This is a genomic window from Algibacter miyuki, assembly GCF_030409805.1.
GTDB lineage: Bacteria > Bacteroidota > Bacteroidia > Flavobacteriales > Flavobacteriaceae > Algibacter > Algibacter miyuki.
Genome location: NZ_JAUFQP010000013.1, coordinates 1,321,074 through 1,342,967 on the forward strand (window position 1 = coordinate 1,321,074; position 21,894 = coordinate 1,342,967).

Sequence of the window (21,894 nt, forward strand, 5' to 3'; positions counted from 1 at the left end):
AAAAACCGCCATTAAAAACAACTTGTTTTAATGGCGGTTCTTTTATAATCTAATATTACGTTTACACAGCTTCGCGTAATTCTGGTTTATCAAAAAGTTGAATATTACTCAATAATCTATCTTTTACAATATTCATCATGCGTTTGTTTAAGGCTGATGAATTTTCAGTATAAATTAAATATTCTTCCACGGTAAAAACGCCAATGATCATACCTTTTAAGGAGTTTCTAAACTTCATGTTTTTCTGAATGGCATTTTCAATATACTCCATACGTTTATCGAGCGTTAAACTATGAAAAACCGATTTATGCTTTATAATATAATTCCTAAAAGCAGCAACAAGTAAATCGTTTTGCATTTTTATACATGGACGGAGGACTAGGTTTTGGAACCGTTCCTCACCACTCATGGAGTCATTAATGGTTGCTGTTAAAATCTCTGGACGAATACTCTTCAAATTAAAATCTCTTGAATTCATAGTTTTGATTTTTACTCAAGATAGAAATTAATTAAGTTGTTTTAGTATTTCTACATTTTAATTATTCACGAGGTTATTAACATTTAATATTTTTTATCTTTATACGCTTATTACTCCGCATTTTTTTAAACTTCATTAATACAACGTTTTACATGAAATTTGGCAGTGTTACAAACCCCGAAACCATAGATTTTACGCTACCCCAAGACCATCTGGATACGAAGCGGGTTTTACAAAAGGTAAAGGATGATAATATACCTGAAATTTATGTAGGTTGCGCTAAATGGAATAGGGCAGATCTGAAGGGATTTTATCCTCGTGGTACAAAAGATGAACTTAAATATTATGCTTCGCAATTTAATTCTATAGAGTTAAACGCTACGTTTTATCGCATTTTTCCTGCGGAACAATTTGAAACCTGGTATAATAAAACACCCGAAGGTTTTAAGTTTTTTCCGAAGCTGAATCAAGAAATAAGTCATTATAAACGTCTAAATAATATTGAAGATGTTCTTCAGCAATATCTATATAATGCTTCTCATTTAAAAGAAAAGCTAGGCACTGTTTTTTTACAAATGCACAGTAATTTTACACCGAAAGATTTTGATAAAGTAGTCGCTTTTGCTGAAAATTGGCCAAAAAGTATCCCGTTAGCTATCGAGTTCAGACATACCGATTGGTATAACGATAAAGTGGTTTCAGAAGACTTGTATCAACTTTTGGAAGATAAGAATATTTCCAATGTTATTGTAGATACCGCTGGGCGTCGCGATTTAATGCATATGCGGCTAACTAATTCTACAGCCTTTGTGCGCTACGTTGGCGCAAATCATCCTTCAGATTATGCGCGATTAGACGATTGGGTTGACCGGATAAAACTTTGGAAAGAACAAGGAGTTAAAGAAGTCGATTTTTTCATTCATCAAAATATTGAGGAAGAATCGCCTTTGCTTTCAGCATATTTTATAAAACAGATTAATGATACCTTAGGATACACCTTAAATATTCCGAATGAGGAAAAACAGCAATCCTTATTTTAAGTTAATAATAAAAACACATACTAGAATAAGTAAGAGTAATTAAAAGGGTTGTTTTAATGCTGAGTTTTAGACTACCTTTATTTTATAAAAGAGCTAAAAAAATTAAAGATATATAATATGAGATTTCATACTAGAAAATGGGTTAAACCCGAAGATTTAAATGCCAATGGTACATTGTTTGGCGGTCGGTTATTAGAGTGGATTGATGAAGAGGCTGCTATTTATGCCATTATTCAATTAGAAAACCAAAAAGTGGTTACTAAGTACATGAGTGAAATCGATTTTAAATCATCAGCAAGGCAAGGTGATATTGTAGAAATTGGCATTGAAGTTGTTAAGTTTGGTAGCGCATCACTTGTGTTAAGTTCAGAGGTTAGAAATAAAATGACAAGAGAAACTATTATTACAATTTCTAACATTGTTATGGTTAATATTGGGCCAAATGGTAAAGCACTAGCGCATGGTAAAACAGAAATTGAATATGTGGCCGACAGGTTATAAAAATCAACCTAAAAACCTTTTAAAAATTGTAATCATTTCTAAGGTTTCATTGCATTAAATTCAAATAATATCAGTTCCGTTGGTAATTTTATAAAAATAAAGTAACTAATGGCTATAAAGTTTTGAAATACTGTAATAAACTCTAAATTTGTTACTCTTATAGCTTTAAAGCTATTTTAATACAAAAATTTAAATTTTTTATGAGTAGTACATTATTTGACAAAGTGTGGGATTCGCATGTAGTGCGAAACATTGCAGATGGACCAGATGTGTTTTATATAGACCGTCACTTAATTCACGAAGTTACAAGTCCTGTGGCTTTTGTAGGTTTAAAAAGTAGAGGCTTAAGTGTGTTGTACCCAGACCGTACATTCGCTGTTGCCGATCATAATACACCAACAATTAATCAACATTTACCTGTTGAAGATCCGTTATCTGCTAATCAGTTAAAAACATTAGAAGATAATGCTAATCAATACGGTATTAGTCACTGGGGATTAGGTCACCAAAATAATGGTATTGTTCATGTTGTAGGACCAGAAAATGGTATTACACTTCCTGGAGCAACTATTGTTTGTGGAGACTCTCATACATCTACTCATGGTGCTTTTGGAGCTATTGCCTTTGGTATTGGTACTTCAGAAGTAGAAATGGTGCTTACTACACAATGTATTATGCAACCAAAACCTAAAAAAATGCGTATTAGCATTAATGGGCCATTAAGTAAAGGTGTTACGCCTAAAGATGTTGGTTTATACATTATTTCTCAATTAACAACGTCTGGTGCAACTGGATATTTTGTTGAGTATGCTGGTGATGTTTTTGAAAACATGTCTATGGAAGGTCGTATGACGGTTTGTAACTTATCTATCGAGATGGGTGCACGCGGTGGTATGATTGCTCCAGATGAAAAAACGTTTGAATATATTAAAGGACGTGCCATGACTCCAAAAGGAGCTGATTGGGATAAAGCGATGACCTATTGGGAAACTTTAAAAACTGATGACGATGCTACTTTCGATAAAGAATTAGTGTTTAATGCAGCAGATATTGAACCAATGATTACCTACGGAACAAATCCGGGAATGGGTATGGGTATTTCTAAAAATATTCCATCTGCAGAATCTGTAGAAGGAGGTAAAGCTACTTACGATAAGTCTTTAGCTTATATGGGGTATGCTGAAAATGAAATAATGATCGGTAAGAAAATCGATTACGTATTTATTGGAAGTTGTACTAACGGACGTATTGAAGATTTCCGTGCATTTGCTTCTATTGTTAAAGGAAGACAAAAAGCAGATAATGTTACCGCTTGGTTAGTACCGGGTTCTCACATTGTTGAAGCTAAAATTAAAGAAGAAGGTTTACTAGATATTTTTGAAACAGCTGGTTTTGTATTAAGAGAACCAGGATGTTCAGCTTGTTTAGCAATGAATGATGATAAAGTACCTGCAGGAAAATATGCAGTAAGTACATCAAACAGAAACTTTGAAGGTCGTCAAGGACCAGGATCTAGAACGTTATTAGCTAGCCCTTTAGTTGCAGCAGCAGCAGCAGTGACAGGTGTGGTTACAGATCCTAGAGACTTACTATAAGTAGGCAGTGTATAATCAACAGTTTTTTAGTTAATGACTCAAGAATATGTTGATTTTATAAAAGAATAAAAAAATAATCGTCAGTTTATGGCAGCTTGCTGCCCACTGAATACTGGCAAACTGAATATTAAAAAAATGGCATACGATAAATTTACAACATTAACGAGTAGCATAGTACCGTTACCAATAGAGAATGTAGATACCGATCAAATTATACCAGCTCGTTTTTTAAAAGCGACCACTCGTGATGGTTTTGGAGACAACCTTTTCCGCGATTGGAGATATAATGGTGATAATACACCAAAAGAAGATTTTATATTAAACAACCCAATTTACACAGGGAAAATTTTATTAGGAGGAAAGAACTTTGGTTCTGGATCTTCTCGTGAGCACGCTGCTTGGGCGGTTTACGATTATGGTTTCCGTTGTGTAGTGTCTAGTTTCTTTGCAGATATCTTCAAAAATAACTGTTTAAATATTGGCGTATTACCAGTACAAATTAGCCCAGAATTTTCAAATGAAATTTTTGAAGCTGTTTATGCAGATCCAAAAACAGAAGTTGAAATTGATTTAAAAGCTCAAACTATTACATTACTTTCTTCTGGAACGAAAGAAAGTTTTGATATTAATGGTTATAAGAAAGACAACATGCTTAATGGTTTTGATGATATCGACTATTTACAAAACATGAAAAGCGAGATAGAAACATTTACAGAATCTCGTCCTTTCTAAAAAATGGAAGTAAAAAGAATTGAAATAATGGATACGACATTGCGCGATGGTGAACAAACCTCGAGCGTGTCGTTTTCTGCTTCTGAGAAGCTTACTATTGCCAAGCTTTTATTAGAAGAATTAAAAGTAGACCGTATTGAAATTGCCTCGGCACGTGTGTCGGAAGGAGAACTTCAAGCGGTTAAAGATGTTACAGCATGGGCTAAGGAAAGCAACTATTTAAATGCTGTTGAAGTTTTAACTTTTGTTGACAAAGGCATCTCTATAAATTGGATGCTAGAAGCAGGAGCAAAGGTGCAAAACTTGTTAACCAAAGGTTCGTTAAACCATTTAACACATCAGCTTAAAAAAACTCCAGATCAGCACTTTACAGAAATCAAAGAAAATATTTTACAAGCCACAGAGCATGGTATTGAAACTAATATTTATTTAGAAGATTGGAGTAATGGCATGCGAAATTCTAAAGCTTATGTTTTTGAATTTTTAGAATTTTTAGCGACACAACCTGTAAAACGTGTTATGCTTCCTGATACTTTAGGCGTGTTAACACCAGAGGAATCTTTTAATTTTGTAAAAGAAATTAAAGATAAATACCCAAGTTTACATTTCGATTTTCACGCACATAACGATTATGATTTAGGTGTTGCCAATGTTATGGCTGGTTTAAAAGCTGGAGCAGATGGTTTGCATTTAACAATTAATGGTATGGGCGAACGTGCAGGAAATGCACCAATGGCAAGTACTATTGCTGTTATAAACGATTTTATGCCAGAGGTTAAAATTGGTGTAAACGAAACTTTTTTATACACTATTAGCAAGCTTATAGAAACTTTTTCTGGTTTTATGATTCCTGCTAATAAGCCTGTTGTTGGCGCCAATGTATTTACGCAAACGGCAGGAATACATGCTGATGGTGACAACAAAAATAATTTATATTTCAGTGATTTAATGCCAGAGCGTTTTGGGAGAACCCGAAAATATGCTTTAGGAAAATCGTCTGGAAAGGCTAACATACAAAAGAATTTACAAGAATTAGGACTTCAGCTTGATGGTGAAGATCTTAAAAAAGTAACCCAACGTATTATTGAGTTGGGCGATAAAAAACAAGTCGTTACCAAGGAGGATTTACCTTATATTATTTCGGATGTTTTAGACAGAAGTTATGAAGAAAAGGTGAAAGTGAACGCATACGTGCTAACGCATGCTATGGGTTTAAAACCAACAACTACGGTTTCGCTTACTATAAACGATGAAGTTTTTGAAGAAAATGCTCATGGCGATGGCCAGTTTGATGCGTTTATGAATGCGATTAAAAATGTATTCAAAAAGAAACAATTAAAGTTACCTAAATTGGTGGATTATGCTGTGCGTATACCACCTGGAAGTAACTCGGATGCGCTTTGTGAAACTATTATTACATGGAAAAGTGCTGAAAAAGAATTTAAAACACGTGGTTTAGATTCCGATCAAACGGTTTCGGCAATTAAAGCTACTGAAAAGATGATGAATATTGTTGTGAGTTGAAATAACGACAATGATTGACGATAGAAGGAAGGTGGCTTGTTTGTGGATTTGTTCTTAACTGAAGATTAGAACTGACAATTGCAGGTTAACCCCGCGTTAGGGATTGAACGGTTTGTTTGAGCTCGCCGACGGTAGGAGGAAGCGAGTAGTGAAAGCCCGACTTTTTGCGATTCTGCCAAGTGTAGTACCAAACTTGTTTTGGTACTACACTTGGCAGGGATGAGTAAAAAGAAACGCCAAAAAAAATAAATAGAATTTAAAGTTTAAAAATTAATAAAGATGAAATTTAATATTGCAGTTTTAGCAGGTGACGGTATTGGACCTGAAGTAATGGAGCAAGCACAAAAAGTTAGTGAAGCGGTTGCGGAAAAATTTGGACATGAAATAACTTGGAAGCCTGCATTAACAGGTGCTGCCGCTATTGATGCGGTTGGAGAACCTTACCCAGATAGTACGCACCAAGTGTGTTTGGCTTCGGATGCTGTTTTATTTGGAGCTATTGGTTTGCCTCGTTTTGATAATGATCCTTCGGCAAAAGTACGTCCTGAAAATGGGTTACTTCAAATGCGTAAGCAATTGGGATTATTTGCTAATTTAAGACCAACGTTTACGTTTCCGTCTTTATTAGATAAATCACCTTTAAAACAAGAGCGTATTGAAGGAACAGATTTAGTGTTTTTACGTGAGTTAACTGGCGGAATCTATTTTGGAGAAAAAGGTAGAAGAGACGGTGGTGAAACGGCTTATGATAACTGTGTTTATACGCGTGTTGAAGTACAACGTTTGGCTAAAAAAGGTTTTGAATTAGCAATGACACGTTCTAAAAGATTATGTTGTGTTGATAAAGCTAACGTTATGGAGACGTCTCGTCTATGGAGAGAAACGGTTCAGGCTATGGAAAAAGATTATCCTGAAGTTGAAGTAAGTTACGAGTTGGTTGATGCAGTTGCTATGCGTTTGGTACAATGGCCAAATAGCTACGATGTTTTAATTACTGAAAACTTATTTGGTGATATTTTAACAGATGAAGCTTCTGTTATTTCTGGATCTATGGGGTTAATGCCATCGGCATCTATGGGGTCTGATATTGCTTTATTTGAGCCAATTCACGGGTCTTACCCACAAGCAACTGGATTAAATATTGCGAACCCAATGGCTATGGTTTTATCGGCTGCCATGATGTTTGAAATTGCTTTTAACTTACCAGAAGAAGGACAAGTAATTAGAGATGCTGTAAATAAAGCTTTAGCTGAAGGTATTGTTACTGAAGATTTAGCCGATGGCGGAAAAGCTTACGGGACTAAAGAAGTAGGAGATTGGTTGGCTGCTAACATCTAGGAGCTCCATTTATTTATATATTAAAGGCGTGAATTCAGAAATTGAATTCACGCCTTTTTTTATGAATTATTTTTAATTTCCGACTAAAATATGAAGTTTTTTTTTACCCTAAAACACAGATTAGCCTTGATTTTTAGATGTTAACGATTTAATAATTGATAATTAAACGGATTCTGTACTTTGTATGTCTCTTGTTTTTTCAAGTAAACCAACCTTAATTAACAACTAACTTTTAACTTATGCGAAAAATAATTACTCTAGCTATTTTAATGTCTCTTCCGTTATTCTCAAGCGGGCAAGTAAGTATTAAAGGAAATATGCTTACAGCATTAGTTGCTGTGCCCAACTTTGGTGTTGAAACCCATTTAGGCACACATACCACATTTCAGTTTGATGCGGCAGCTTCGTTTTGGACCAAAGATGGTGCTCCTATTAAGTTTATTATGGTTTTTCCGGAGTTTCGCTATTATACACGTGAAAGTGGTTCAGGTTTTTTTGTAGGCGCACATATTGGCGGTGCAAAATATAAATTACAAAAGCCGCAATATTTCGATACCGATTATTATCAAGATGGGTATAGCGTGTTTTACGGTATGACTTTAGGATATCAGTTTGAACTGAATGATCGATTTAATTTAGAATTATTTTTGGGTGGTGGTAACCAACAGGGCTATTATAAAGGTTTATCTTTAGAAACCGGTGAACGCGTTGAATCTGCAGAAAAATTTAATAAAAGTGGCGAGTGGTTGCCATATCGTGGTGGTTTAATGTTGGTTTATAAGTTGAAGTAGAAAACAAGTAAATACATGAAAAAAAGCGAGAATTCTAATGATAGAGTTCTCGCTTTTTTGTGAGTAATGTTTTAATTTAAACTATTTTTTTATAATTAACTTTTCTGAATAGTTGTCCGATTTAATAAAATATAATCCAGTGCTTAAATGGCTAACGTCTATTGTTTTTTCTTCGTAAGGTTGTACATTGACTGTTTTTATTGTTTTGCCTACAGTACTAATTAGCTTAAAATTCCCCCCTAAGTTAGATTTTATGGTAACCTGTTTATTCGTTGGGTTGGGATAAATAGAAAACTTAGAGATATCTATTGTAGAAGTTCCTAACGTAGCATCAACTAATATGGCCGATGTATCGGGAGTATAATTTATAGTTAAGTCAACATCAATATTTAATTCATCTTTTAATGTTCCTCCATTGGCATTTAATGTACCAATAGTTATTCCATCTGAATCAATTTCATTAGTCTGAATAGTATATTTAAATATTAAATTTTTAGAACCACTACCACTTTGGTAAGTTGCCTGACGTGTTGTAGCTCCAATAGTAATTGCTAATTCTGGTGTGCCAGATGTAGTATTAACGATAATATTTTCATCAAAATTAAGTATGAAATCAAGATCTTGATTAGCGGTGTAAGTGCCATCAACAGGCGCAGTAATGGTTGGGGAATATGCTTCGAAATTAAAATTAAGATTAGTGTTTCCTCCACCAAGAGAAGATTGTTGGTTTTCATTGAAAAACAAGATATAGTACACACTATTCTTAGCTATATTAATTAAGGTTAATGTATCTCTAAAGCCACAAAAGTTGCCTGATTGACCACTTACATAAGTTAATTGAGATGTATTTGTTGGGTTGGGAACATCTGGTGTGTATGCTATAATAGAACCGGCCAAATCAGTGTAATTGTCCATAGTAACAGTTAAATCTCCTTGGGCAGGAACTTGAACTCGATAAAATAAGACATTACAGCATGGTATACTAGAACAGCTTCCGTTCATTCCGGTTGCCAATGTACCTGCATTACTATTTTGATCGTATTCAATATGTGGAAATGCACTTATGGTCGTGGCTGATGCAACATTAATGTTGGTTTGAGAAAAGGATGTATTACCAACAAAAAATAGAGTGATAATAATAAGAGTAATTTTTTTCATAAATAATTTGGGGTTAGGTTAATATTCTAGAACAAATTTATATTTAAATTAAAGGAAATAAAAATAATTGCACATATATTCTTACTTAATTATCGTTTAAACTTGATTTTATTACTTTTTAATCGCTATTCATAAAATGAGGACTTAATCAGGACAATTTTTCATAAAGTAATATCTTTAGTTTTTATGAAGTACACCATACCAAATGGTTTTTAAGCTTAGATGTGATTTAAGAGGTCTTTTTAGAGTATAAAATATTAAATTTGCTTCATTACCAAACCTCAAATCCAAAAAATGAGCGAGAATATTGATGATTTATTGAAAGAAAACGCCTTATTAAAAGCGAAGCTTGAAAAATTGAACAAAAAATCAAGTTCTAAAAGTCGTAAAGGTTTATTCAAATTCATAGGTACGCTTATAGCTGGTAAAAATTTAAAGGAGAGTATTTACCATTCTATTAATGAGTTTAACGAGCAGCGTAAAATATCTTTAGATACCACATCAAACCTTATTGCGAGTTTAATAAAACGGATGACGCGTATTGGTGTAGTGGGGTTGCTCATTGCTATTTTGCCTACAACGCTCATGTTTTATCAAAATAATTTATTAAAAATTCAAAATAGTAAAATTGAAACCCAAACCCATTTAGCCGAAGCTTCTCGACGTTCTACGCAAATGTTTATTATGGGAGAAGTGCTAAGCGATGTTAATAATGAATTAAAAAATAACGGCACAGCCAGATTATCGAACACGCTTGCCGGTCGTATCATTGGGTTAAGTCGCGCCATGAAACCGTATCGATACATGGTTGACGATAAACTTATTGAAGAACCTATTAGTCCAGAGCGTGGACAACTTCTTATTTCTTTGTGTAAAAGTAAAATAGCTCCATCGTTTTTTGTAGATGAAATTTTACAGGAAAGTGATTTTACAAAATCAGAATTAATGCATTCCAAACTACGAGGTGCTGTTTTAAGAGATATTAATTTGAGCGATGCGAATCTCTCGGGATCCGATTTAATGAATGTTGATTTACAAAATGCCAGTTTGAAAAACACCAACTTAACACGTGTTGATATGGACGATGTTAATTTAATTAATGCCGATTTAGAAGCGGCGGATTTAACAGGAGCCTTTTTAATTAGAGCCCAGTTAAAAGGCGCCAATTTGAACGGAGCGATACTAGATAGCGTAAAAGTAGATCGTGGTGATTGGTTGGTCTATATTAAGGATAAACTTAAACTTAGAGGCGCTGCTGAATTGTATGAAACGTATAAAATGGATAGCGTGTATTACTACGAAACATCAAAACTTAAACAACCAATGATTTTAAGACGATAGTCTGTTTTTATTTTTTATTCTGAAGAATTCATAGTTTTTGAAACCTTTATAACATGTTTTGAGTTGAAAAAAAGGGATTTATATTCAACCTAAAAAAGATGAAAATTTCATAATTGAAAGTGTTATGATAGTTTTTATGAAATAATACTAATTATCTAAGAAAAAACGACTTTAAATTTTCAATAATAAGTAGATAAAAGTTTTAATTCTTTTATTTTAGAGAATTATTATATAATCTAACTTCATGAAAAAAATATTCGTTTTCTCCCTATCCTTATTAATATGCTTAGCGTCAACTTCTATCGAGGCACAATCTAAACGTAAAAAAAATAAAAAAGCAAAAACCGAAGCGGCGAAACCTCCTGAAGAAAAAAAGGAAGGTAAAATAAAGCCATATAACAAAGTCATTACGAAAGCAGCTATTTCTGATGAAGGTTTGTTTAAAACACATCAAGTTGGCGATGCCTATTTTTTCGAAATTCCCATGGATTATTTAGGGATAGATATGCTTTTGGTGAGTCGTCTTGCCAAACTACCAGCCGATTTGGGAGGTGGTTATATTAATGCTGGAACTAAAACCGGTACACGTTTGATAACTTGGGAGCGTTTTCAGGATAAGATTTTAATAAAAGAAAAATCATACAACGCTGTAGCGGAAGATAATCTACCCATCAACATTTCGGTTAAACAAAACAATTATGAGCCTACATTACACGCTTTTGATATTAGTGCGTTTAATGCCGATTCCACAGCTGTGGTAATTGATGTTACTAAATTTTATGCTACCGATGTTAAGGCTATTTCAGGATTATCATCGAAATTACGAAGCACTTATAAAGTGAAAAATTTAGACGCTTCTCGTAGTTTTATAAATTCGGTTAAAAGTTTCCCTAAAAATATTGAAGTGGTTCAAGACATGACTTACAACGCAGCCGAACCACCTGCTTTTAAAAGCGCAGAATCTATAAGTATCCAAATGAATCAATCGATGATTTTATTGCCGGAAAACCCTATGCAACGTCGTTTTGCAGACGAAAGAGTAGGCTGGTTTACTTTTGACCAAATTGATTATGGAAGTGAAGCTTTAAAATCTAAAACCAATACATATATTCGTAAATGGCGTATGGAACCAAAAGATCCTGAGGCTTATGCGCGCGGCGAATTGGTAGAACCTATAAAACCTATTGTTTATTATTTAGATCCGGCAACGCCTGAAAAATTAAGAAAATACATAAAAGAAGGTGTTGAGCTTTGGCAAAAACCTTTTGAAAAAGCAGGATTTAAAAATGCTATTATTGCGAAATACCCACCGACCAAGGAAGAAGATCCTGATTTTAGTCCAGAGGACATTCGGTATTCTGTAATCCGATATGTTGCAAGTACAACAAGAAATGCTTCAGGGCCAAGTGTATCCGATCCACGAACAGGAGAAATTATAGAAAGTGATATTATCTGGTATCATAACCATTTACGCTCGTATAGAAATCGTTATTTAATTGAAACAGGAGCAGCCAACCCCGCAGCTAGAACGTTGGATACTTCAGAGGAAGATGCAGGAGAAATGATGAAAATGGTTATTGCTCATGAAGTAGGGCATACCCTGGGTTTACCACACAATATGATTGCCAGTTATTCTTACCCTGTAGAAAGTTATAGAAATGGTGCCTTTACGCAAGAAAATGGTATCGCTGCGACTATAATGGATTATGCTCGTTATAATTATATAGCTCAACCAGGTGATGAGAATATACGCTTTATTCGAAAGTTAGGGCCATATGATAATTATGCTATTAACTGGGGATATCGTGTGATTCCAAATGCGGATACACCAGAAAAAGAACGCATTACTTTAGATGGTTGGATTGTTGAAAAAGCAGGCGATCCGCGTTATGCTTTCGGAAAACAAAGTAGCCGTTTCGATCCAAGAGCGCAAACAGAAGACATTGGTAACGATGCCATAAAAGCCAGTGATTATGCCCTTAAAAATTTAAAATATGTGATGGCGCATTTGCCACAATGGACAAGCGATGTGACTAATAATTACGAAGATCTAGAAGAATTATATGGTGAGTTGTTAGGAGCTTGGAGACGTTATGTTGGACATGTAGCTACTAATGTTGGTGGTGTTTATGAGAACTTCATAAAGCCAAATCAAGCCGGAACCCCATACCAAGCGGTTCCTAAAAGCATACAGAAGGCATCGATACAATGGCTGCATAAAAATGCTTTTAACACGCCAAATTGGTTAGTAGAAAAAGAACTTTTAACCGATATTGATTATGAAGGATATATTACGAGATTGGGCGCATATCAAAAACGTTTTTTAGATGGCATTTTAAGTCCTGAAACATTAAACCGAATAATAGATCATGAAACTATAAATAGTCAAAATTATAGTGCGTTAGCATTATTGCAAGATGTAAGATACGGTATTTGGATGGAAGCTAAAACAACAAAAAAGGTTGATGTGTATCGTCGTAATTTACAACGTGCTTATATAGATCGTATGGGGTTTTTAATTACTGAAAACTCCGATGTTAGGGCTTTGGTTCGGGGTGAATTAAAAATTTTGAAAGGTGTGCTTACTAATGCCTCTAACCGTGCAACAGATACTATTTCTAAATATCATTATAAAGACTGTATCGAAGAAATTAATAAGATTTTAGATCCGAAATAAGTATTATATATTAAAAAAGAAAAGCGTGAATTCTAATATAGAATTCACGCTTTTTTTATGCTTGTTTAAAATGGATTTATATTACTTTTTTATCATTAGTTTTTTAGAAGTTCCGTTTGCACCTTGGACAAAGTACATGCCTTCAGTTAAATCTCCAACATACACCGTGGCTTCAATGGTAGACACTGCATTAAAAGTTTTTACAGTTTGTCCTAATTGATTAATAATTTGAAAACGTCCACCTATACTAGATGTGATTTGTACTTCACTAGAACTAGGGTTTGGATATATTAAGAATTTAGATGTGTCAATAATATTCTTAATAGCTAATGTATAACCTCCAATATCTGCCATGGAAGTTTCACTTGAATTGGCGTTATATATGAAAGTATCACCACTATTATTATGACTTTGGTTTGAAGCAGAGAAAGTTATAATGTTTGTGCTTGGGCCGCTTGGAGCTGGAGCAGCTTTTACAAAGAAAGCTTGTCCAGGTGCTATTTGAATTGGATTAGAAGCTCCATATGCCTCAAATTCACTACCATTCCATATCCATAGTGTTTCTTCTGCAAGTTCTAATGTGTTTTCAGAAAGAAACGTTGCAGAATTAATATAGGATGTAAAAGGGTTTGACAGTAAACAGTAATCATTTCTAGTGCCGTTGAAAATGGGTACAGTTACATCACCCGTATTTACAGATCCCGTAAAAGAAACGTCATTAGGTCCGTCTATTTTCATCGAGAATCCTTGTCCTGCAGGAAGTGTGCCTGTAGCTGTATTTGTTTTATAGATCCAAGGGCTTACGTTATTAGCACTGTTGTTATTGTAATCAGCAAAACCTATATCGCTTCCTGATAAAGGAGCAAAAGCATAGGTTGGATCTGCAATTAAATCTTGGATTGTTTCATTAGAAACAGGAGAACCCATTAAATGCCACCCCGTTGTTGGTATACTTCTTTTATACGTTACAGTACCTGTTACAGTAGATTCTGGAATAAAACTAGCTCCAGATTCGATGGTCATGGAATTAAACTCGACAGCAGAACTTGCTGTTGGGTAATTTATTATGCTACTTGGTATCGTAATATCTGCATTTGATGCAGGAACACCATATGGGATCCAGTTTAATGTGACATCCCAGTTACTATTAAAAGCGCCTGTCCAAATAGCGGTGGGATTTCCAACTAAAACACCTGTTGTAGATCCTATACTGTTAAGTGTTAAAATAGCATCATTATTAGCACTATCTTTTATGGTAGCTGTATTGGTAATTATAGCACCAATAGTAATACCGTCTGTATCTGATTCATTAGCTTGAACTGTATATCTAAAATACATATTGTTTGAAGCACTTGACCCACTAAGATATTGAGCTTGACGAACTGTTGAACCAATAGTAATGGCTAATTGTGGCGTGGCACCAGCAACAATAATATCACTATCAAAGTTAACCGTAAAATCTAAGGTTTCACCAGAAGCATAAGTTCCATTTACAGGTACAGAAACACTGGTTATCGTTGGTGAATTAGTGTCAATAGTGAGCTCAAAACTTGTTGTGTCAGAAGCTGTATTGCCAGCTAAGTCTGTAACAGTCGCAACCACTTCAAAACTTACTCCATTCATAATAGTACCTAATGTACCAGATGCGGGTATATCAGATCCTAGATTTAGACTCCAATTACCACTAGCATCAGGAATAACATTGTAGGTTGCTCCATTAATAGTGACTGTCATTGTTTCTCCTGCAGGTAACGCAGTGCCTAATGAGTTTGTTCCTGTAATTGTTGGCGTTATATCATTTGTAGATTGTGCAACCACGGTTGGAGCTGTAGGGGCTGTAGTATCTATAGTGAGCTCAAAACTTGTTGTGTCAGAAGCTGTATTGCCAGCTAAGTCTGTAACAGTCGCAACCACTTCAAAACTTACACCATTCATAATAGTACCTAATGTACCAGATGCAGGTATATCAGATCCTAGATCTAGACTCCAATTACCACTAGCATCAGGAATAACATTGTATGTTGCTCCATTAATAGTGACTGTCATTGTTTCTCCTGCAGGTAACGCAGTGCCTAATGAGTTTGTTCCTGTAATTGTTGGCGTAATATCATTTGTAGATTGTGTAACAACGGTTGGAGAAGCAGGAGCAACAGCATCTACAAAAACATCCATGGTATCGCCCACATTATATAAAGTAAGGTTGGCATCAGTATTTGAGCTATTTCTTAAAGTTCCTCCGCCATCAACTAAAGTACCAATACTTATTCCGTCAGTATCTAAATCACCTGCTAGAATAGTATATCTAAATACTAGTGCATTTAATCCTGATCCGCTTTGGTATGTTGCTTGTTTGGCTGTACTACCAATTGTAATATTTAATAGCGGAATACCTCCAGTAGTATTAACGATAATGTTTTCATTAAAAAAAACAGTGAAGTCGAGGTTGTTTCCAACAGAATAGGTGTCGTTAGAAGGAGCAATAACAATTGCAACATCTGGAGCAGACAAAATACTCACTACTCTTGCACTACTATTAATACCGCCATTTGAATCGGTTGCTGTAATGGTTATTGTTCTGTTTGATGTTCCAGGACTTGTTGAAGTATTTCTATAGTTTAACGATTGAAGAACTTCTTGAACCCTAGCATTGGTAGCATTAGAGTTAAATGTTATAGTCAGTATTGTATTATTGAAAACAGTTCCTCCAGTTGCGCTTATATTACCAATAACAGATCCGTTAGAAAGAATATTAGAACCACTAGTTGTTATTGTTATCCCGTCAGCATCTGTGTCAGAAATACTTATTTCATCAGCGGCCTCACTATTCGCAGTAATTTGAGCTGATAATTTACCGCCATCCCAATCTGGATCACCATCGGCATCACTTATAGTTGCAGTAGCATCTATTTGAGTTGCTGTATCTCCCTCAGTATATGCTAAAATTGAACTATCTATAGATATTGCAGGAGCTACGTTTGGAACTCCAAGTGTGACACTGTCTAGTATAAATTGTTCGTTAATGGTGTAATTAGAGGTAATTAAAATTTGGGTTATGGAAGTCCAGTTTAAGTTAATATCGGCTACATTCCCGATGAAAGTAGACGTTTTTGTAACTACTGAATTTGTTCCGCCAACTGGGGTGAAAGTCCAAGTTCTTGCCTCTGCATTAGCTAAACTACCCATTTTTAGGCTAGCAATACTTACTGCTGAATCAAAACTAATAGTCATAACTCCGGTTTCTGCAGAAGTAGATTGATATACTGCACCAGCTGTAATTCCTAGAGCCCCTCCTGCACCAAAAGTATCAAGGTATATAGTTTGATCTGGATTGATTGAACTTGAATTTTCTATTCTAACAGTCATGGTTATACCAGATAAGGATTCACTTACTGTTTTTGGATTTACCCCTAATGTATTATTAATGGTACTAGCATCAGAAATATTAAAGGTTTGTGCAAAGATATTTTCGCAGCCCATTAATAATGCCATATAAATAAATGGAATTATTAAAAATTTTTTGTAGTAATTTTTCATTCGGTTGTTTTTTAGTGTTTTACATGTATTAAATGTAAAGAAAAATATTACATTAAATTAGCTTTACTTACATTTAATCGTGTTATTATTTGTTTTTAACTACTATATAGTCATTTCATCGATAAAATACGAAGTGATTAGATTTGTAAAAGGGAAGTGTTTATGGTGAATAACTAAAACTTTATTTTGATTTAGAGAAAAATCTTTCAAAGTGGTTTTGAAAAGTATAAGCCAAATGAAATAGCTCCAAAATTGAAATATAAAGTACGAGGAGCATATTATTTAATGGTATAAAGTAAAATTATTATAAAGGATAAATACCAAAAAAAAATGACCAAAGCTTTGTATTGCTTTGGCCAAATATATAGTATAGATGAAATTTTAGGAGTTATGTTTAAAACTACCTTGACTGGGTAATTCAAAAATTTCTAAATCGAAATAGGGGAGCGCAGCAATAAGATGATCGAAAATATCCGACATAATATATTCGTAATTCTCCCAGCGTTTATCACTACTAAAAGCGTAAATTTCTAAAGGTATTCCTTGAGTGGTTGGTGCCAATTGGCGCGCCATAATCATCATATCTTTGTTTACTGCCGAATGTTGCTTTAAATAGGTGTCAATATATTTTCTAAAAACCCCTAAATTACTTAAGTTTCTTCCGTTTAGCAATAGGTTTTTGTCTACGCTATTGGTGTTATTATAAGTATTAATATCGGCTTGTCTACTCTCTAAATAAGCAGTTAATAAATGAATGCTTTTTAGTTTTTCAACCTCGGTATCGGTTAAATATTTAACACCAGTTTGCTTGATATATAGCGCACGTTTAATACGTCTGCCTTCAGAATTTGTCATACCACGCCAGTTTTTAAACGAATCGGAAATTAAGGCGTAAGTAGGAATTGTGGTAATGGTTTTATCAAAATTCTGCACTTTTACAGTAGCTAAATTAATTTCGATAACATCACCATCGGCACCATATTTTTCAAAAGTAATCCAATCGCCAATACGTACCATATCATTAATAGATACTTGAATACTGGCTACAAAGCCCATAATAGTATCTTTAAAAACTAAAATAATAACAGCGGAAATAGCACCTAAACCGGTAACAAATTTAATAAATTCAATACCTGTAATAATCGCAATGGCCGACATAATACCGCCAATCCATGAGAATATCATGAAAACCTGTATATAACTATCTATTGGTTTATCTTTAAAATGTGGTAATGTTTTTAAATAATCTTTTAGGGCGTTTAATGAACTTCTAACAATCCAAAGAATTAAAATAATAGCAAAAACCTGAAGCCCTCTTTCAAAAACATCTTCAAAATTCGGGAAATCAATAAATATTTCGGGGACAAACCGAATAGCGATTAATAACGGGATAATATGTGCAACGTTTCGAGGTACTTTATTGGCTACCAATAAATCGTCAAAATTAGATTTTGAAACCAAAGCAAATTGAGAAAAAGCACTCACAAGTATTTTGCGCGTGATGTAATCTACAATAAACAGAATAATTAATAAGACTAATAACAAGCCTAGCATATTCAAGGTTTGTGCCCAACTTTCAGAAAAGCCATTTTCAATTAAATAATCAAAAAGCTTACATTCTAAACCACTCATTAAAGTGCCGGTTTTAAAAGTTTTCTTTCAACATAAAAAGTTCCGAAAGGGACAATAGAAGCTAAAAGTACAATACCAAAAGTTTTGGTGTTCCATTTCATTTCACCTTTAATTAGAAAAGCTAAAATGACGTATAATATGAAAAGTATACCATGCGGCATTCCTAACATTTTTACGTATTCTGGATTATCGGCAATGTATTTAATAGGTGTTGCAATAAATAGGAGTAAAAGGTATGATACCCCTTCAAGAAAAGCAATAATTCTAAAAATATTTAAGAATGAAAACATAGAATAGATTTTTCCGCAAAAATACGGCACAAAAAGGATATAACCGCATGTTATAGCCTTTAAAAATTCAGAAAATAAAAAGGAATATTAAATTATAAGGCACTAAAAATAAGCACGCCATAAATAGCAAAACGGATAAAACGTAAAGCGCCGTAAAGCATCACGTTTTTAAAAGGAAATTCGATAATACCAGCTGCCAAACATGCAATAGAAAAGGGTAGTGGCAATACGGCACCAACCATAATTAAAAAGCCTCCCCATTTTTTTGAATTCTTTAACTGCTTTTCCATTTTAACCTCTAAGTAATTATGTACCGAAGGTATTTTGGTAATGGTGCGCCCCATCCAATAAGATACTAAACCACCACTGTAAGACAGCACAGCTAAAATGCTTAAATACAACCAAGGCTGCGACATTTTGCCGGCCCATGCAATAAAAATTTCTGGAGGTACTAAACCAAGAAGTGTTTCTGAAGCAAAAAAGAATCCTAAAACACCATAAACAGGAAGTATCTCTGTAAGGTGCACTAAGGTTTCATTAATATCATAAAAATGATTAAAAACGTAAACCAAAATAACAAGACCAATGGCATAAGGCAAGGCTTTTTTTACGGCCTGCCAAACAAAGCTATAAAAGCCTGTATATGAATAATATTGATGTAAAAGCCGAAATTTAGATTTCTTAGCTTTAGATTTCGATTCTGGTTTCATTCGTTAAATTAAAAATCAGGGACGCAAATATATGATTAAAATTTTAGTCGTACTGCAAGTTGAGAGCTTACATCTATTAATATAAGAAAAATTTAACGTGTTGGTAAACGTGTTAAATGTCAAATAAAAACTTTATCTTACATATCGTCGGAATTTTACCGCTGAACTGCGTTGAATTTTGAACATTTATTAAAAAACACAGTCATTAGACTAATATGTTTGTTATTGGTAAATTATATTAATAATTTGCTCGTTTAACCCCAAGACCAACCTGCTTTTGAATAAAATACTACTATTTACAAGTTTCGTGCTATGCGGCGTTTTGCACGTTTTTGGACAACCAAAAATGGATGTAAAAAAGACTGTTGATAGCATTCATGTTTTAATTAAGTTGGCCAATTCTGAAAAATTAAATTCAAATTTTGGTAGTGCGTTAAGATATTCTACAAAAGCAGTTGAATTGGCTAGAGTTTCAGATTTAAAACTAGAAAAGGCACAAGCCTATAATGGTTTAGCAGGAACCTACAACATTTTAAATGATGATGATAATAGCAAAAAATATTTTTTATTAGCACTTCAATTAGGTCAGGAATTAGAGGATAATATCACTATTTCGGCGGCTTTAAATGGCTTGGGTGATTTGTATTCCAAAAAAGCAGAAACCTTAGATGTGGCTATTGAATATTACGAGAAATCTTTCGATTATGCCAAGGTTTCTAAAAACCCAAACCATATCTGTGGTTGGTATCTAAGTATGGCTAATTTGTATTTGAATTTTAAAAATGCCGATAAAGCACTGCTATTTATTGAATTAGCACAAAAACACCTTACCGAAAACAACTTAGAATATCCTATGTATTGGGCCACATATTATCATCATAAAGGGCTTTATCATTTTCAGAAAAAACAATACAGAGCAGCACTTGAGTCGTTAAATAAAGGAATTAGTATAGGACAGGAAAATAATTTACATATTGAACTGATTGACTTGTATGAGTTAAAATCAAAAATATATGAAGCCAGAGGGCAGTATGTTTTAGCCAACAAAAATTTAAAAAAGCTTCAAGAGTATAAAAACATGAATTTCAATGCTGAAAAAAATGTTCAAATTGAAGAAGTTAATACCAGGTTTAAAATTAGTGAGTATGAGCGAGACTTGGCCGAAGCCAAATATGAAAAGAAAATATTAGATTCTAGGAACGAAATAATCACCATTGTACTTATTGCTTTTGTATTATTTGCATTTTTGATTGGTTATATTATTCATACTGTGAAAGACAGGCAACGGGAAAGAGATTCCTTAGCCGAGCGTACCAAAATTGAACATTTAACCAAATTAAAATCTGAATTTTTAACCACTATTAGCCACGAGTTACGCACGCCGTTGTATGGGGTTATGGGAATTACATCCATTTTATCGGATGATAAAACATTGACGGTTGAGCACAAAAACCTAATAAAATCGTTACAGTTTTCAGGAAACAGACTGCATGAATTGGTTAATAAAATCCTCAGGATTACAGATATAGAATCGGATAGGGTAGCGGTGAATAAAAATATTGTTAACCTGAAAGGTTTAGTGAAAGATATTGTACAGTCGTTAGAGTATTCAGCAAACGAAAAGAATAACAAATTGATTATTAATCTAGATCCATCTGTAGATATCTTATATTATATAGACAGTTTAAAAATTTCTGAAATATTAAACAACCTTATAACAAACGCTATTAAATTTACCAATAATGGTCGAATTGTAATTCAGATAAAACGACTGCAAGCGGCTGAGGGGAATAATTATTTAAGTTTTAAAGTTATTGATAATGGTATTGGAATTGCTAGAGAAAACCATGAACTTATTTTTCAGAATTTTAAACAAGCTATTGAAGAAAACACGTCGTATGGTTCTGGTGTAGGCTTATCGATTGTGAAAAACTATGTGGAAACTTTAGGAGGTAAAATTGAGTTAGAAAGTGAATTAGAAAAAGGCAGTACTTTTAGTTTTGACCTGTATTGTGAAATTGCCACACCTAGTATTATTGCTCAACATTCGAATCACGTAAAAAGTAGGCCGCTTAAGGTTTTGGTGGTTGAAGACAATAAAATTAACCAAATGATAACCAATAAGTTAATTGTTTCTATTGGACATTCATGCACGATATCTCATAATGGTATGGAAGCTGTTGAGCTTTGTAAGTCGGATAATTTCGATTTAATTTTAATGGATATCAATATGCCAATAATGAATGGTTTTGAAGCTTCTAAAACTATAAAATCTTTTAAACCTGAAGCGAATATTGTGGCGTTAACTGCTTTAGAAATTAGCGAAGTTAAAGATCAGTGCTTTAGTGTGGGTATGGTTGGTATTGTAAATAAACCTATTGGAAAAAGTGAGCTTAACGATATTATCCAAATGAATGTGGCTAGTTAGTATTGTTTATCCTGTATTTTTAATCTTCTAATTTATAGGGATTGTTATTAGAACGTGTAGGCCTTAAAATATTCTATTTTACATAATATTAATTATAGTACATTTGTAACAATTAGCGAATAGCG

The 21,894-nt window shown here is 33.9% G+C and carries 16 protein-coding genes; 10 read left to right on the plus strand and 6 right to left on the minus strand.

Annotated features, from left to right (window positions below; translation table 11 throughout):
• Positions 1 to 61 precede the first annotated feature (61 nt).
• Entirely contained in the window at positions 62 to 478 is a 417-nt protein-coding gene (locus QWY92_RS17560; RefSeq protein WP_290273752.1) for a glyoxalase, read from the minus strand.
• A 152-nt stretch (positions 479 to 630) separates the two neighbouring features.
• Between QWY92_RS17560 and QWY92_RS17565 the strand changes: the two genes are divergently transcribed.
• The 7 genes from QWY92_RS17565 (at position 631) to QWY92_RS17595 (ending at position 7,999) form a co-directional block, all read left to right on the plus strand.
• Positions 631 to 1,518, plus strand: coding sequence for a DUF72 domain-containing protein (locus QWY92_RS17565; protein ID WP_290273756.1), 888 nt, complete (start codon positions 631 to 633; stop codon positions 1,516 to 1,518).
• 117 nt (positions 1,519 to 1,635) lie between these two features.
• The gene (locus QWY92_RS17570) at positions 1,636 to 2,019 is read left to right on the plus strand and encodes an acyl-CoA thioesterase (protein WP_290273760.1); all 384 of its coding nucleotides are present in this window, start codon (positions 1,636 to 1,638) and stop codon (positions 2,017 to 2,019) included.
• A 200-nt stretch (positions 2,020 to 2,219) separates the two neighbouring features.
• The gene (leuC, locus tag QWY92_RS17575; RefSeq protein WP_290273763.1) at positions 2,220 to 3,614 is read left to right on the plus strand and encodes a 3-isopropylmalate dehydratase large subunit; all 1,395 of its coding nucleotides are present in this window, start codon (positions 2,220 to 2,222) and stop codon (positions 3,612 to 3,614) included.
• 135 nt (positions 3,615 to 3,749) lie between these two features.
• Positions 3,750 to 4,346, plus strand: a complete 597-nt coding sequence (leuD, locus tag QWY92_RS17580) for a 3-isopropylmalate dehydratase small subunit (protein ID WP_290273766.1) — start codon at positions 3,750 to 3,752, stop codon at positions 4,344 to 4,346.
• Positions 4,347 to 4,349: 3 nt separating this feature from the next.
• Positions 4,350 to 5,870, plus strand: coding sequence for a hydroxymethylglutaryl-CoA lyase-like TIM-barrel protein (locus QWY92_RS17585; RefSeq protein ID WP_290273770.1), 1,521 nt, complete (start codon positions 4,350 to 4,352; stop codon positions 5,868 to 5,870).
• 279 nt (positions 5,871 to 6,149) lie between these two features.
• A complete protein-coding gene (gene leuB / locus QWY92_RS17590) occupies positions 6,150 to 7,208 on the plus strand; it encodes a 3-isopropylmalate dehydrogenase (RefSeq protein ID WP_290273773.1) in 1,059 nt (352 codons plus the stop codon).
• A 239-nt stretch (positions 7,209 to 7,447) separates the two neighbouring features.
• Positions 7,448 to 7,999 (plus strand): DUF3575 domain-containing protein, encoded by a 552-nt coding sequence (locus tag QWY92_RS17595; protein WP_290273776.1) that lies wholly within the window; start codon positions 7,448 to 7,450, stop codon positions 7,997 to 7,999.
• A gap of 81 nt (positions 8,000 to 8,080) precedes the next feature.
• On the opposite strand, the gene QWY92_RS17600 is transcribed toward QWY92_RS17595, so the two are convergent.
• Positions 8,081 to 9,157, minus strand: coding sequence for a T9SS type A sorting domain-containing protein (locus tag QWY92_RS17600; RefSeq protein ID WP_290273779.1), 1,077 nt, complete (start codon positions 9,155 to 9,157; stop codon positions 8,081 to 8,083).
• 294 nt (positions 9,158 to 9,451) lie between these two features.
• On the opposite strand from QWY92_RS17600, the gene QWY92_RS17605 reads away from it, so the two are divergent.
• Complete coding sequence (locus tag QWY92_RS17605) at positions 9,452 to 10,498, plus strand: pentapeptide repeat-containing protein (RefSeq protein WP_290273782.1); 1,047 nt, start codon at positions 9,452 to 9,454, stop codon at positions 10,496 to 10,498.
• 244 nt (positions 10,499 to 10,742) lie between these two features.
• Entirely contained in the window at positions 10,743 to 13,175 is a 2,433-nt protein-coding gene (locus QWY92_RS17610) for a zinc-dependent metalloprotease (RefSeq protein ID WP_290273785.1), read from the plus strand.
• Positions 13,176 to 13,256: 81 nt separating this feature from the next.
• Here QWY92_RS17610 and QWY92_RS17615 read toward each other — a convergent pair whose 3' ends face one another.
• The 4 genes from QWY92_RS17615 to QWY92_RS17630 form a co-directional block, all read right to left on the minus strand.
• Positions 13,257 to 16,709, minus strand: coding sequence for a beta strand repeat-containing protein (locus QWY92_RS17615; RefSeq protein WP_290273787.1), 3,453 nt, complete (start codon positions 16,707 to 16,709; stop codon positions 13,257 to 13,259).
• A gap of 381 nt (positions 16,710 to 17,090) precedes the next feature.
• Positions 17,091 to 18,341 (minus strand): mechanosensitive ion channel family protein, encoded by a 1,251-nt coding sequence (locus QWY92_RS17620; protein WP_290273790.1) that lies wholly within the window; start codon positions 18,339 to 18,341, stop codon positions 17,091 to 17,093.
• On the minus strand, positions 18,341 to 18,631 hold the full coding sequence (locus QWY92_RS17625; protein ID WP_290273794.1) for a DUF3817 domain-containing protein: 291 nt from the start codon (positions 18,629 to 18,631) through the stop codon (positions 18,341 to 18,343). Before QWY92_RS17625 ends, QWY92_RS17620 begins: the two co-directional genes overlap by 1 nt.
• Before the next feature lie 92 nt (positions 18,632 to 18,723).
• Positions 18,724 to 19,341: a YqaA family protein gene (locus tag QWY92_RS17630; RefSeq protein ID WP_290273797.1), complete on the minus strand. Its 618-nt coding sequence runs from the start codon at positions 19,339 to 19,341 to the stop codon at positions 18,724 to 18,726.
• A 277-nt stretch (positions 19,342 to 19,618) separates the two neighbouring features.
• On the opposite strand from QWY92_RS17630, the gene QWY92_RS17635 reads away from it, so the two are divergent.
• A complete protein-coding gene (locus tag QWY92_RS17635; RefSeq protein WP_290273800.1) occupies positions 19,619 to 21,769 on the plus strand; it encodes a tetratricopeptide repeat-containing hybrid sensor histidine kinase/response regulator in 2,151 nt (716 codons plus the stop codon).
• Positions 21,770 to 21,894: the final 125 nt, after the last annotated feature.

What these genes read in the sequence shown, in the direction of transcription:
- QWY92_RS17595 (WP_290273776.1), top strand. Translation starts at nt 7,448, where the DNA reads ATGCGAAAAATAATTACTCTAGCTATTTTAATGTCTCTTCCGTTATTC.
- QWY92_RS17610 (WP_290273785.1), top strand. Translation starts at nt 10,743, where the DNA reads ATGAAAAAAATATTCGTTTTCTCCCTATCCTTATTAATATGCTTAGCG.
- QWY92_RS17605 (WP_290273782.1), top strand. Translation starts at nt 9,452, where the DNA reads ATGAGCGAGAATATTGATGATTTATTGAAAGAAAACGCCTTATTAAAA.
- QWY92_RS17600 (WP_290273779.1), bottom strand. Translation starts at nt 9,157, where the DNA reads ATGAAAAAAATTACTCTTATTATTATCACTCTATTTTTTGTTGGTAAT.
- QWY92_RS17630 (WP_290273797.1), bottom strand. Translation starts at nt 19,341, where the DNA reads ATGAAACCAGAATCGAAATCTAAAGCTAAGAAATCTAAATTTCGGCTT.
- QWY92_RS17625 (WP_290273794.1), bottom strand. Translation starts at nt 18,631, where the DNA reads ATGTTTTCATTCTTAAATATTTTTAGAATTATTGCTTTTCTTGAAGGG.
- QWY92_RS17620 (WP_290273790.1), bottom strand. Translation starts at nt 18,341, where the DNA reads ATGAGTGGTTTAGAATGTAAGCTTTTTGATTATTTAATTGAAAATGGC.
- QWY92_RS17615 (WP_290273787.1), bottom strand. Translation starts at nt 16,709, where the DNA reads ATGAAAAATTACTACAAAAAATTTTTAATAATTCCATTTATTTATATG.
- leuD (WP_290273766.1), top strand. Translation starts at nt 3,750, where the DNA reads ATGGCATACGATAAATTTACAACATTAACGAGTAGCATAGTACCGTTA.
- QWY92_RS17570 (WP_290273760.1), top strand. Translation starts at nt 1,636, where the DNA reads ATGAGATTTCATACTAGAAAATGGGTTAAACCCGAAGATTTAAATGCC.
- leuC (WP_290273763.1), top strand. Translation starts at nt 2,220, where the DNA reads ATGAGTAGTACATTATTTGACAAAGTGTGGGATTCGCATGTAGTGCGA.
- QWY92_RS17585 (WP_290273770.1), top strand. Translation starts at nt 4,350, where the DNA reads ATGGAAGTAAAAAGAATTGAAATAATGGATACGACATTGCGCGATGGT.
- QWY92_RS17565 (WP_290273756.1), top strand. Translation starts at nt 631, where the DNA reads ATGAAATTTGGCAGTGTTACAAACCCCGAAACCATAGATTTTACGCTA.
- QWY92_RS17560 (WP_290273752.1), bottom strand. Translation starts at nt 478, where the DNA reads ATGAATTCAAGAGATTTTAATTTGAAGAGTATTCGTCCAGAGATTTTA.
- leuB (WP_290273773.1), top strand. Translation starts at nt 6,150, where the DNA reads ATGAAATTTAATATTGCAGTTTTAGCAGGTGACGGTATTGGACCTGAA.